Source organism: Corticimicrobacter sp., assembly GCF_040137905.1.
Taxonomy (GTDB): domain Bacteria; phylum Pseudomonadota; class Gammaproteobacteria; order Burkholderiales; family Burkholderiaceae_B; genus Corticimicrobacter.
The window spans coordinates 1-12,214 of sequence record NZ_JBEFDG010000011.1 but is presented as its reverse complement, the minus strand read 5'-3'; the positions used below and the strand labels follow the sequence as shown (position 1 = coordinate 12,214).

The 12,214-nt window shown below is 56.5% G+C and carries 11 protein-coding genes and 3 pseudogenes; 7 read left to right on the top strand and 7 right to left on the bottom strand.

Annotation, left to right across the window (positions count from 1 at the left end; translation table 11 throughout):
* The first annotated feature begins 59 nt into the window (after window positions 1-59).
* The 6 genes from ABN482_RS01295 (at window position 60) to ABN482_RS01270 (ending at window position 6,716) form a co-directional block, all read left to right on the top strand.
* The gene (locus tag ABN482_RS01295; RefSeq protein WP_349502293.1) at window positions 60-1,175 is read left to right on the top strand and encodes a cytochrome P450; all 1,116 of its coding nucleotides are present in this window, start codon (window positions 60-62) and stop codon (window positions 1,173-1,175) included.
* Window positions 1,172-1,432: a DUF2249 domain-containing protein gene (locus ABN482_RS01290; RefSeq protein ID WP_143857661.1), complete on the top strand. Its 261-nt coding sequence runs from the start codon at window positions 1,172-1,174 to the stop codon at window positions 1,430-1,432. The genes ABN482_RS01295 and ABN482_RS01290 overlap by 4 nt, the downstream gene beginning before the upstream one ends.
* 127 nt (window positions 1,433-1,559) lie before the next feature.
* On the top strand, window positions 1,560-2,528 hold the full coding sequence (locus ABN482_RS01285; RefSeq protein ID WP_349502292.1) for a chemotaxis protein: 969 nt from the start codon (window positions 1,560-1,562) through the stop codon (window positions 2,526-2,528).
* 118 nt (window positions 2,529-2,646) lie between these two features.
* Window positions 2,647-3,174 carry a sigma-70 family RNA polymerase sigma factor gene (locus ABN482_RS01280; RefSeq protein WP_349502291.1) on the top strand — a complete coding sequence of 176 codons (528 nt, stop codon included), beginning with the start codon at window positions 2,647-2,649 and terminating at the stop codon, window positions 3,172-3,174.
* Window positions 3,164-4,153 (top strand): FecR domain-containing protein, encoded by a 990-nt coding sequence (locus ABN482_RS01275; protein ID WP_349502290.1) that lies wholly within the window; start codon window positions 3,164-3,166, stop codon window positions 4,151-4,153. The genes ABN482_RS01280 and ABN482_RS01275 overlap by 11 nt, the downstream gene beginning before the upstream one ends.
* 91 nt (window positions 4,154-4,244) lie before the next feature.
* Window positions 4,245-6,716, top strand: coding sequence for a TonB-dependent siderophore receptor (locus tag ABN482_RS01270; RefSeq protein WP_349502289.1), 2,472 nt, complete (start codon window positions 4,245-4,247; stop codon window positions 6,714-6,716).
* Between the two features lie 391 nt (window positions 6,717-7,107).
* On the opposite strand, the gene ABN482_RS16440 is transcribed toward ABN482_RS01270, so the two are convergent.
* The 3 genes from ABN482_RS16440 to ABN482_RS01260 form a co-directional block, all read right to left on the bottom strand.
* Window positions 7,108-7,251 carry a hypothetical protein gene (locus ABN482_RS16440; RefSeq protein WP_502877213.1) on the bottom strand — a complete coding sequence of 48 codons (144 nt, stop codon included), beginning with the start codon at window positions 7,249-7,251 and terminating at the stop codon, window positions 7,108-7,110.
* 602 nt (window positions 7,252-7,853) lie between these two features.
* Complete coding sequence (locus ABN482_RS01265) at window positions 7,854-8,330, bottom strand: Imm42 family immunity protein (RefSeq protein WP_349502288.1); 477 nt, start codon at window positions 8,328-8,330, stop codon at window positions 7,854-7,856.
* Window positions 8,327-9,436, bottom strand: coding sequence for a VENN motif pre-toxin domain-containing protein (locus ABN482_RS01260; RefSeq protein ID WP_349502287.1), 1,110 nt, complete (start codon window positions 9,434-9,436; stop codon window positions 8,327-8,329). Before ABN482_RS01260 ends, ABN482_RS01265 begins: the two co-directional genes overlap by 4 nt.
* A gap of 122 nt (window positions 9,437-9,558) precedes the next feature.
* On the opposite strand from ABN482_RS01260, the gene ABN482_RS01255 reads away from it, so the two are divergent.
* Window positions 9,559-9,762: a hypothetical protein gene (locus ABN482_RS01255; RefSeq protein WP_349502286.1), complete on the top strand. Its 204-nt coding sequence runs from the start codon at window positions 9,559-9,561 to the stop codon at window positions 9,760-9,762.
* 146 nt (window positions 9,763-9,908) lie between these two features.
* Here ABN482_RS01255 and ABN482_RS16435 read toward each other — a convergent pair.
* The 4 genes and pseudogenes from ABN482_RS16435 to ABN482_RS01240 form a co-directional block, all read right to left on the bottom strand.
* A pseudogene (locus ABN482_RS16435) lies at window positions 9,909-10,198 on the bottom strand (immunity protein CdiI family protein).
* 81 nt (window positions 10,199-10,279) lie between these two features.
* Window positions 10,280-10,650 (bottom strand): annotated as a pseudogene (locus ABN482_RS01250) (transposase); the annotation flags it as partial.
* Window positions 10,651-10,725: 75 nt separating this feature from the next.
* Window positions 10,726-11,055, bottom strand: a complete 330-nt coding sequence (locus ABN482_RS01245; protein ID WP_349502285.1) for a hypothetical protein — start codon at window positions 11,053-11,055, stop codon at window positions 10,726-10,728.
* Between the two features lie 2 nt (window positions 11,056-11,057).
* Window positions 11,058-12,214 (bottom strand): annotated as a pseudogene (locus tag ABN482_RS01240) (hypothetical protein); the annotation flags it as partial.

The following is a 12,214-nucleotide window of genomic DNA, read 5'->3' as shown; positions in this document are numbered from 1 at the left end:
AGACCGCCGCCCGCCTATCCTGATGCCCTCACCGCAGCGTCTGCGACAGGAACAGGCCCATGACTCACGACTCGACACTTCACGCCGCCCCGCTTACCGAAGATGGAGCCGGTGGCTGGGTCGTCACCGGCCATGCCGAGGTCTGTCGCATCCTGGCCGATCACGACACTTTCAGCAGTCGCGTATCGCGCCACCTGGCCGTGCCCAACGGCATGGATCCACCTGAACACAGCCGCTACCGGGCACTGATCGAGCCGCATTTTTCTGCTGCACGCATGGCAGAACTGGCCCCACGCTGCCAGGCCATCTGCGACGACCTGGTCGGCACACTGGCTCATGGCGATGCCATCGAAGCCATGGCAGGGCTGGCCGATCCCTTCGCGCTGCGCCTGCAATGCGCCTTTCTGGGATGGAACGACTCACGCCACACGCCGTTGCAGGACTGGATTCAACAGAAAAATGCCGCTGTGGCCTCTGGTGATCCACAGGCGCTGGAGGCGGTTGCCCATTCATTCGACACCACGATCCGCACCATACTGGCCGAGCGGCGCAGCCGCAGCGACGCGTTTCCCGATGACATCACCACGGCGTTGCTGCACAGCACCCTGGATGGCCAGCCGCTGGATGATGCCGTGCTGGTCAGCATCCTGCGCAACTGGACGGTCGGCGAGCTGGGCACCATCGCGGCCAGTGCCGGCATCCTGCTGCACTGGCTGGCCACGCACCCGGACCTGCAATCGGCACTGCGCAGGCAACCCGAGGACATCACCGCTGCCAATGATGAAATCCTGCGCATCCATGCGCCCCTGCCGTCCAACCGCCGCATCACCACTCGGGCCTGCACCCTGGCCGGCATCGATCTGCCTGCAGGTGCCCGGCTGACCCTGATGTGGGGCGCAGCCAATCGTGACGCCAGCGTCTTTGACGCCCCGCTGGAATGCCGCCCGGCACGCTCTCCGGCCGCCAACCTGCTCTACGGTGCCGGCATCCACGCCTGTCCGGGTGCCGGCATGTCGCGCATGGCCCTGGACACACTGATCCGGACCACACTGGCCCGGACGCGTCATATCGAACCGGCCCGGGCCATCGAGACCCAGCCGGCCTCTTCACCGGCCAGCGGCTTTGCGCTGCTTGGCCTGCACCTCCATCCCCTTTCACCGGAAAAATCAGCATGACCGACCACGCACTGCCCATGTTCAACGAAAACATCTACCCTTTCGACGCTCGTGGCGTCGCCAAGCGCTTCCGGCACGCAGCCATTTTCGGTGCACTCTCTGCCCTGCAGCCCGGCGAAGCCATGCGCTTTTGCAACGACCATGATCCCCTGCCGCTGCTGCAGCAACTGGTGGACTACTTCGGCGACCGGATCGAGATCGAATATGTCACTCGCGAACCGGGTGCCATCGTGATCGATTTCCGCATCGTCGCCTGATCGGCGTCAAGCCCCTTTTGCGCGCACCCCACATCCAGAGAAGTCTGTTGACGCCACCATCTGCCAGCGGTAGGGTAGATGTTTCAAATTTTTGCGCAACGATACGTGGTGTGCGCCTGGGGACAGCATGGACGATTTTCAGAAAGAAATCGAGGAACGGACCAACCTTACTTCCGCCAACAAGTTCGAGTTGCTTCTGTTCCGGCTCGGTGCTGCGCCCGACAAGGGGCACTCGGAACTGTTCGGCATCAACGTCTTCAAGCTGAGCGAAATCGTTCCCATGCCGACCCTGACCAAGGCGGCCGGCATGCGCCCGCCGATCCTTGGCATGGTCAACATCCGCGGCAAGATCATCCCCGTGATCGACCTGCCCGCCGTGACCGGCTGCACACCGCAGACCGGCCTCAACATCCTGCTGATTACAGAATACGCCCGCAGCGTCCAGGCCTTTGCCGTGGAGTCCGTGGATGACATCATCCGCCTGGAATGGAGCCAGGTGCTGACCGCCGAATCAGGCGTGGGCAGCAGCTACATTACCAGCATCGCCCGCCTCGACAGCGACCAGTCCACCAGCCGCCTGGCCCAGATCCTCGATGTCGAGCAGATCCTGTATGACATCATTCCTGCCGACCGCACCAGCGGCATCGAAAAGGTCAAAACCAACCAGTTCGATATCAAGCCGGGTTCCGTCGCCATCGTGGCCGAAGACTCGCGCGTGGCGCGCACCCTGCTCGAGCAGGGCCTCAACGCCATGGAGATCCCGTTTTCCATGCATATCACCGGGCTGGAGGCCTGGAACCGGATCAAGGTCATCGCCCAGGAAGCCAAGGCCGAAGGCAAGCCGATCTCGGACAAGATCGCCTTCGTGCTGACCGACCTGGAAATGCCGGAGATGGATGGCTTTACCCTGACCCGCAATATCAAGTCCGACAATTTCCTGAAGAACCTGCCCGTCATCATCCACTCGTCGCTTTCAGGCAGCGCCAACGAGGATCATGTGCGCAAGGTCGGTGCCAATGGCTATGTGGCCAAGTTCGAAATCAACGAGCTGGCGGCCGCCATTCGCAGTGCGCTGGATACAGCTGGCCCCTACTGAGCGATACTTCACTCACAAACGCAACACCCGCCCCGGATCCGTTTGACTGGGGCGCGGCCTGCCGCTTATCATTAATGGAAACAATTCACACTCACAGAGTTTCCTGCCTGCATCCCCGATGTCCGCCGAGTCCTGCGCCCGTTCCCATGACATCGTCTCCACGCTGTACCGTGACCATCACGACTGGCTGCGAGGCTGGTTGCGCCTGAAACTGGGCGATGCCCACCAGGCGGCAGACTTGGCCCAGGACACCTTCGTGCGCCTGCTGTCGGCCGATAAGGCAACCGCAACCGACACGACACTGCGCGAACCACGCGCCTACCTGCGTACCATTGCCAATCGCCTGGTGGTTGATCACTGGCGCCGGATGGAAATCGAGCGTGCCTACCTGGCCGTACTGCACAACCATCCCCAGGCCAGTTGGCCCTCCGAAGAAGAGCGCTTTCTGATCCTTGAGTCGCTTGAACAGATCGCACAGATGCTGGGTCGCCTCAAGCCTTTGGTCCGCGAGGTATTCCTGCTGGCCCAGATGGATGGCCTGAGCTGCCCGCAGATCGCCCGCCAGATCGGCAAATCCGTCGCCACGGTCGAACGCTACCTGGCACAGGCGCTGCAACACTGCTACCGCCTCACCTATGGACAGTGAGCAGGCCATCCTGGATGCCGCGATCGCCTGGCGCATCCGGCTACAGCACAACACGGCCAACGCACAGGACTGGCAGGCCTTCGAGACCTGGAAACAGGCCGCCCCCATGCATGCGGTGGTGTGGGAACGCCTGCAGGCGCTTGGCTCCCACCTGCAACGGCCCGCAGCGAGCCTGCCTCCGCTGGCGGCAACCCATGTCCTGCGCCAGGCCGAAGCCGCACAGCGACGGACGGCACGCCGCAAGGCGCTGATGTCACTGGGCATTCTGACCACGGGCGGGCTGCTGGCATGGCGTCTGCACGGCACATCCGCTGTCCAGCATGTGCTGGCAGATGCCTCTACACGACGCGGTGAGCGCCATCGCATCGCGCTGCCAGACGGCGGCATTCTGCTGCTCAACACCGATACTGCCGTCAATATTGCTTTTACGCCCCAGTTCCGCCGTATCGAACTGCTGTCCGGCGAAATCTACCTGACGTCGGGCCACGATCCACAAGGACGTCCCCTGTTCGTACAGACGCGCGACGGTCGCGCCCAGGCCCTGGGCACGCGCTACCGCGTGCGCCTGCTCGACACCCATTCCGAAGTCGCCGTCGATGAAGGAGCCGTCTCGCTATGGCCCCATGACAGCCCTGGCGACACGGCACTGGCCACGCTGCATGCCGGCGACGCCGCCCTGATGACGCCCGCCCAGGTCATGCCCCTGCCGGATGATGCCAGGATGGATGCAGCCGCCTGGACCGAGGGAGAACTGTCCGTGCGCGACATGGCACTGGCCCGGTTCCTCGACGAACTGTCGCGCCATCACGGCACCATCACCTGCGATCCCGCCGTTGCGCAATGGCCGGTCTCGGGCGTGTTCCAGCTCAGTGACACCCGCAAGGTACTGGCACTGTTGAGCCAGAATCTGCCGATTGAAATCCAGATCACGCGCCGATGGTGGGGCGGCACACAGACCCACGTACGCGCCAGGGGCTGATTTTTTTGAGGGGATGGGCGGATTCATCCGTCATACAGGTTGAAGCAGTGCGCACTGCCCCATATCAACCGCCCCTTTTGGAACCATTTTCGTGAAGCCCATTTGTCTCCAGTCCATGGCTGCGTCATCCAGCCAGGCGACCACGCGCGCGCACTGCAAGTCTTCGCCCATCGTCTTGCTGTCGCTGGTGGTCGCCCTGACCAGCCTTGCTCCCCATACGGCCGAAGCCCAGCCAGCCACCGCCTCGACCCACCGACAGACCACCTACCCGTTCAACATTGCCGCCGGTCCGCTGGACGATGCCCTGGCCGCATTTGCACGACAGGCCGGCATCTCGCTGATCTATTCGGCCCAACAATTGCGTGGCCTGCGCAGCACCGGCCTGGATGGCCGCTACGATGTCACCCAGGGGCTGGGTATCCTGCTGTCGGGTACAGGCTACCGCGCAGCGCATGTCGAAGGCGGCATCCGCATCGAGGCGAACCCGTCCCCCTCGGCCAGCCTGCTGGCTCCCGTGCTGATCACGGGTACCCACAATGCCACGACAGAAGACTCGCAATCGTATGCGGCCAGAGCCGCAACCATCGGCAAGACCGAACAGGCACTCATCGACATTCCGCAATCGGTCACAGTCATCACCCGGCAGCGGCTGACCGACCAGAACCTGACCACCCTCAGCGACGTCCTGGAGAACACCACGGGCGTGACCATCAGTGAGGTCGCCGATGGCGGGCGCAAATTCTACTCACGCGGATTCACCATCAGCAATATCCAGTATGACGGTGTGCCCCTGTCCCGCAGTTTCTATGCCGTCGGCAACAGTTTTACCGCCAGTACCGCCTACCTGGATCGTGTCGAAGTCTTCCGGGGCGCGCAAGGCCTGTTCGAAGGGGCCGGCCAGCCAGGCGGCTCGGTCAATCTGGTGCGCAAGCGGCCAACCGCCGACACACAGATCCGGGTCGAAACCCGTGCGGGCTCCTGGGATCACCTGGGTGCCATGCTGGACGCCGGTGGCGCGCTCAACCAGGATGGCAGTTTGCGCGCCCGCGCCGTACTCGACTATGACGACAAGGGATCATTCATCGACAAGGTCAAGGAGCGCAACACCAACCTCTACCTGGCCCTGGACTACGACCTGACGCCCGACACCACGCTGGGCGCAGGCGTACTGGTATCGAGGCTGCGCTCCACGCCCTTTTTCGGTGGCCTGCCTCGCTTCAGCGATGGCAGCGACCTAGGCCTGAAACGCTCGACTTTCCTGGGGGCAGACTGGAACCAGTGGGACCGCAACGAAACCCAGGTCTTTGCCGATCTGACACACCAGTTCAACAGCGACTGGCGGCTGAAAATCGCCGCCAGCCATGCCAGGGAAACCAGCATCACCTCGGCACTGGACGCGACCGGCGCGGTAGATCCCGCGACACTGACCGGTGCCATGCGCAACGCCTGGAATTACGACAAATCCAGCGAGCATTTCGGCTTTGATGCCAACATAAACGGCCGCTTCAGCGTATGGGGCATGCCCCAGGATCTGCTGGTGGGTGCCAGCATGTCGCGCCTGACATCAAGCGACCGCATCGAATACAACTCCAACTACGCGCCCCTGGATGTCTTCAACCCTGACTCAGGCATTGCCAAGCCGGATGTATTCCCCGACTCGCAGCGCCTGTCACGCTATGACCCACACGTGCAGAAAGGCATCTATGCCCAGTTGCGCAGCAGCCTGACCGAAGACCTGACACTGATCACGGGCGGGCGCATGAGCTGGTTCGAAAGCCGCTATACCACGCAGGCAGCCACCTGGAGCGATGTCAGCAAGAGCAAGGCCAGCGCAGAATTCACGCCGTTCCTGGGCGCGGTCTATGCACTTTCGCCACAATGGGCGCTGTATGCCAGCTATGCCGATATTTTCGAACCGCAAACGGCAACCACGCAGGACGGCAGTATCCTGGAGCCCATCGTGGGAGCCAACTACGAGGCCGGCATCAAGGGCGATCTGATGGAGGGGCAGCTCACGGCCTCATTGGCCGTGTATCGCATCGACCAGACCCACCGTGCCGTGCAGGACTATGCCGCAGGGCCGATCTGCAACGGCAGCTATTGCTCGCGTGCGGCAGGCAAGGTCAGGAGCCAGGGTTTCGAAGCAGAACTGAATGGCGAACTGCTGCCGGGATTGCAAGTGGCCGCTGGCTATACATACAACCGCAACAAATACCTGCGTGATCCGGATCGCGAAGGACAAACCTTCAGCGAAGAAACGCCGCGCCACCTGCTGCGCCTCTGGAGTGAATACCGCCTGCCGGGCGAATGGAACCGATTGAGCATGGGCCTGGGCGTGAACTGGCAAAGCGCCCTGACCAATGGCATTTCCAACCTGCGCCGCCCATCCTACAGCGTATGGAACACGCGGGTCGCCTACGATCTGACATCGAACTGGACAGCAGCACTGAATGTCAACAACCTGTTCGACAAGGTCTACTACGAGTATCCGGGGTATATCGAAAATCGCAACAACTACGGTACGCCGCGCAGTTTCATGCTGACATTGCGTGGGAAATTCTGATTATCTGATTGATGCGGCTGAAAAGGCGGTCTTGCTGGAGGTGATTACACAGCGGGCTGCCTGATGAGTGCGGTTTTAGTGCAAACGTAATCTGCGCTTCGTGCATCGCTTCTTCATGCAAAACCCCTATGATTGGAGTCTGAATCCTTGCGCTCTCAATCTCGGGGAGACGTCGATTGAGAGGCTAAATCCTTAGTCGCCTGAGGCAAAACAGTCATAAAGTCTTCAATTTTTAACGTCCATTTATCTCCCTCAGCCGGAGAGTAAATTTCTATTTCCATTGGTCTTCCTGGCTCATGCGACACCTCAGCCAACTGACTCGACCCTGCCCAAATTTCGAATACACAATTTTCTCTATCTGGAGGGCTTGCTATAACAGTAGACAATACAATCATCTTTTTTGCAGCTCCAATAAACCAATAAATTTCCCATTTGAATCGTAGCGAAGTCCACGACCACCAGGGACAATTAAATCCATGACCTTCCCAAATCTACCTGTATCTTTATAGGTTACGGTAATCTCCGGATTATTCAAGATCTCGTCAGCTATTTTTTGACCATGGGCATTGATTTCAGAAGGGCTTCCTTTTCTTGCGGACTCAGACTATCCGAGTTGGACTGACTCAACAGCGCATTCAGCACCGAGCTGGCCCCCGCTCCCAGAGCGCCTGCCCCACATGAGCCTGAACCATTCGCTGCAGCACCCGCGCATCCCACAATGGCATGCAGTGCCGAGCGAGCCGCTTCCGCTTGGGTGCCTCCACCCAGCGAGTCGGCACAGCTTGACCTGCTCTGCGCCCAGCGCTTGCAGATAATTCACTGCCGCTGCCTGGGCAAACTGACCCACGCCGCCGCTCACATTGCCACCTGCACCGGCAGAAACAGCCATCAGTATCTGACGATACGTCCCGCCCGGCCCCCACTGCCGATTAACTGCACGCTCTCCGAACGCGCCAGCGCCCTCTCCTCCCGAGACGAGGAAGCATCATTGGCTTTTTTATTCAGTGCCTCGATCTCTTTTGCGCGATTCAGCGAAAACTGACCTGCCTGACGCTGGAACTCCCCCGCGATCTCAAATCCCGCCTCGATCTTCTCCTTGTCAAAGATCGGCCTCAGCGCATTGAGCTTCGATACAAATTATGATTCAAAAATCACATCCATATCAGGAATTTCATTCAAAACATTTATTACCGTACCCAAAGGCAGGTGCCTCTCAAAAACCGAAACCCCTTTATCATTAGTCCAAACAAGTCTATCAAATTTCTCACATTTCATAAAAATCAACATCCCCCCTTTATCCTGCATGGACGTACAAGTCAAATCCACAGCCCCCCTTACTGCCTCGCCATCATCAAACCAATATTTTCTCGACCTGAAATAAAAATCCTTTGCCGACAAATCGGGATCTCCAAAAACTTCATTTTCAATAACCTCCCCCATCCCGACAAAAGTACCTAATGATGTTTTAAGTTCAAGCGCATCCAAGCCTATATAAGCCAAATCCCCTCCAACACAAATATCTAAAACACCTGTTTTCCATGTATCACCAGGAACAGTCCAATCCTTTACCACATCAAATCTTATAGAAAACAAATATGGATTTCCAAAAATCATCTTCTAACCCCAAGTTGCCTTAAGTTCCCAGCCGGAACACTAGAAATATCTAGTTTATTTCTTAAATCTCCTGTACTGCCATTCCAATGAAACTCTCCGTTCGATGCTTCAAACCTGTGCAGATTCCCATCTGAGTCAACGGCATATCTCACTTCCTTTTTTGGATAAGATATTAAACTTGGAACAGATTTTTCAAAAAGAGCCAAAGAGTTACGTGGTTCCACCCCAGCATTCGGTCCGGAGCCTGGTTGTCCCAAAGTATGTTTAGTATGAGATTTATAGGTCAATCCATTTGATGCAATAACTGGCTCCGGAACAGGTACAGCACTCGTCGGCCCCCTGCCTCGAATGCCACTCCTGATAGTCGTTCCTAACGCAGACAGTGCAGCACTGGCTATCTCCATGGCTTGGCTATCATCCAAGTCATAGCGCGCCATCAATTCATCAGCAAACGCTTTCTGATTTATCACCCCCTCAATCTCAAGCTGTTGATGCAGCAGCGCCGGCATATCATTTTTCATGCCGCTAGGAACCGCATCACTTGCCATCAAGCGATCCATCGCCTCCCGCAACAACATGCGCTCTGCAACAAGATCACCATATCGTGCCTGACATGCATGAGAATCGACTGAACATAGAGCCATCAATTCATCTTGCTGTTTGACGCTGAGGCTTTCCATCTCCTTGATGATTTCTTCGCAATCGCCTCTAGACTCGCACCCTCTGGCTCGATTGGCAAAACCATCAACCTGCGCATGTGTCAGATAATTATTCTCCGTCTCCAACGCAGCAGCCACGGTCGCCGCAGCAGCATCTCCACCTGCCGCTGCCGTCACGCCCGCCACCAGCGTCTTGACCAGATTGACCCGTGCTTCCTTCTCCGAAGGACTCAGCTCATCGCCTGAACTCGACTCCAGTTGCGACAGCAGGTTGTTCAACACCACGCTCGACGCTGCTCCCAGCGCGCCACTGCCGCAGCCTGCTCCCTGTGCCGCAGCGCCTGCGCAACCGGCCACCGCATGCAGCGCAGTACGGGCCACTTCCGAGTCCAGGCTGTCTGCAATCAGCTTGACCTGACGCGCCGTCAGCCCTTGCAGGTAATTCACTGACGCTGCTCGCAGTACCTCCGCGCCACTGCCCGTCACGTTGCCGCTCAGCGCCGCCGTGACCGCAGTCAGGATGCGCAGGGCTGGTCGCCGCCCGGCAACCAGCCCTGCGCATCCTGCAGTTGCTGCTCCAGCACTGCGATGCGCTGTCCGTCCTGCTGGCCCGGCTGGCGGCTGCGCTCTTGCGCCAGTTGCTGCTCCAGGTTCTTGACTTCGGCATCAGCTTCCCGCGCTCGATTCGTCAGGAACGGACCTACCTGACGGCTCGCCTCGCTCGCAATCTCAAATCCCGCCTCAATCTTTTCCTTGTCAAAGATCAGCCTTAGCGCATTAAAATTGAATAAAATTAAATAACAAAAAATATCACAACAAAAAAACCATAGAAATAGTTATTTAAAAAATTATTTCCATTTAAATACAAAGCCTTACCATAAAAAACACAACACAAAATCATTTTGTGAAAAATTTTCACCTAACAATTATAAATAATCTCATAATCATCGCCCAATTCATCACGTAGAAGTTGAGCCAATCTATATCCATCATTTACAAATAGTTCTTCTTCTCTCTCACTTTCAAATCCAGAGGATACCGGATCATCCATATTTATAATTGCATCGTACCGCCCGGCCCATTCCGCAATGCTTTTTTTAATTCACAAGATATTGGCAAACTCTCAGGAGATATATCACCATAATTTTCTGGAGAGACATCCCATAACGGATGACAATAATAATCAGCCATTAACTTAATCCTTCTCACTTAATCGCCCCCTCCCAAATTAGCCCCCACAACATACCCATTATCACTAACAGTAATAGGGTACCCCCCCATATTTCGCGATTTCCAGAGATAGGAGCTCGCGCTCATCCCAATGACGCGCAGCGCACGGCGTTCACTCAGTCCTCGATTAATCATGTAGCGCACCAACTCTCGTCGGGATGGTGCGCTCACCACTTTTTTCTCAGGGCTTCCTTGGTAACTTCATTCTCCAACAGTGATTCTGCCAACAACTTCTTCAGCCTGGCATTCTCGACTTCCAGATCCTTTAAACGCTTGGCGTCGGAGACGTTCATGCCGCCGAATTTGTTGCGCCAGAGGTCGTAGCTGGCTTCGGAGAATCCGTGCTGACGGCACAGTTCCTTGATTGGCAGGCCCGCATCAACCTCCCGTAGAAATCCAATGATCTGTTCTTCTGTGAATCGCTTCTTCATGTCCAATCTCCTGCATGGGCTGATTGGACTCCAAATCCTGATGCTACTCAATCTCAGGGAGACGTCGCATCCAAACTAACCATCCAAAAAAATCTCAATATCATCAATAGCATCCTCAACTTGACCAGAAATATCAAGATCGCTCAAATGCTCCCGCAACACATTTAAAACCCTATCCTTATCAAGTCTACGATGTATTCTAGCGACATGCCCCAAACATGTCGCCGCCACCCCCTTAACATCTTTCGAATTATAATCCAGCAAAATCAAACAATAATCTTGAGCCCACCTCCAATCCGGACAATAAAATGCTATATAAACAATTCTTTCGCATATTTCATTAATATCCCCCCTAGCGAGCGCACTATCAAGACCATCTTTCTCATTTTTAAACTTAAAAAACACATTCACCTCCCAGGCAAGATAGCTCCCTTAGAATCAGCCATTCCAGATCTTATTAAAGCATTTCTCATATCCGGGTGTAAATCTTTCCATGCGCGGACATGTCCATGGTACTCAGCACCAATTGTTTTATCAAAAACAACAAACTCTTTGTTGCTGTAATCAATCCCTACTCTGCGCGGCGATGTGCTTTTCACTTGAATAGAATAATCAAGAGCAGCTTGCCCGTTAGCAGGAGCTCGACTTTTCAATAAACTATCAGTCCGGCCATGATAAGAAGCAGGCTTATATTCAAGACTTTCAGAACCTCCCAATTCATTTTTATTGAAATTATTGGTTGATCCATACTTTGCTACCGCATTATTGACAGCTTTCTTAAAAACAGCACCAACAGCAGCAGCCAGAACATCGTCACCTGTCACCCCCCTGTCGATCAGCGCAACGATCTCATTCCGATCAGTAACCCCGAGATAAGAACCCAGCACCTCATCTTGCCGGAGGCGATCCTCGATTTGTTCTGCACTTAACCCTTCCGACTGCCATTGCGCAATCAACTGACCACTTCTGATCGCCGCCACATAGGGATTGGACAGCAGCCCTGCTGGTGACCAGTCTACTGCTGACGCGTCGTATATATCACCCAACCAGCCAGAACCACCTGACTCATCCTGCGCTTGCTTCAAGCCTGCCATCATGGCCCGAGCGTAGCTTGTCACCAGTAACTGGTATTCCTCTTCGCTCAGATCACCTGCACGTGACATGGCCACCAGCAGGCTTCCAGCCTTGTCCAGTTCATCTCGATACGCCTGTCTCGCCTCCTGTTCGCAGCCACTCTCTCCATTGCAAGCCTTCAATCGGGCCTGAAGATCATCGGCACTACCGACACCGGCGTCTCTCAATTTCTCATACAACGCCTTGCCAGCTTCATCCAGCAGCGCCACGCCTCTCTCGTTGGACAGCGCATTATTCTCCGTCTCCAACGTAGCAGCCACGGTCGCCGCAGCAGCATCCCCACCTGCCGCTGCCGTCACGCCCGCCACCAGCGTCTTGACCAGATTGACCCGCGCTTCCTTCTCCGAAGGACTCAGCGCATCGCCTGAACTCGACTCCAGTTGCGACAGCAGGTTGTTCAACACCACGCTCGACGCAGCGCCCAGCGCGC

What these genes read in the sequence shown, in the direction of transcription:
- ABN482_RS01295 (WP_349502293.1), top strand. Translation starts at nt 60, where the DNA reads ATGACTCACGACTCGACACTTCACGCCGCCCCGCTTACCGAAGATGGA.
- ABN482_RS01290 (WP_143857661.1), top strand. Translation starts at nt 1,172, where the DNA reads ATGACCGACCACGCACTGCCCATGTTCAACGAAAACATCTACCCTTTC.
- ABN482_RS01285 (WP_349502292.1), top strand. Translation starts at nt 1,560, where the DNA reads ATGGACGATTTTCAGAAAGAAATCGAGGAACGGACCAACCTTACTTCC.
- ABN482_RS01280 (WP_349502291.1), top strand. Translation starts at nt 2,647, where the DNA reads ATGTCCGCCGAGTCCTGCGCCCGTTCCCATGACATCGTCTCCACGCTG.
- ABN482_RS01275 (WP_349502290.1), top strand. Translation starts at nt 3,164, where the DNA reads ATGGACAGTGAGCAGGCCATCCTGGATGCCGCGATCGCCTGGCGCATC.
- ABN482_RS01265 (WP_349502288.1), bottom strand. Translation starts at nt 8,330, where the DNA reads ATGATTTTTGGAAATCCATATTTGTTTTCTATAAGATTTGATGTGGTA.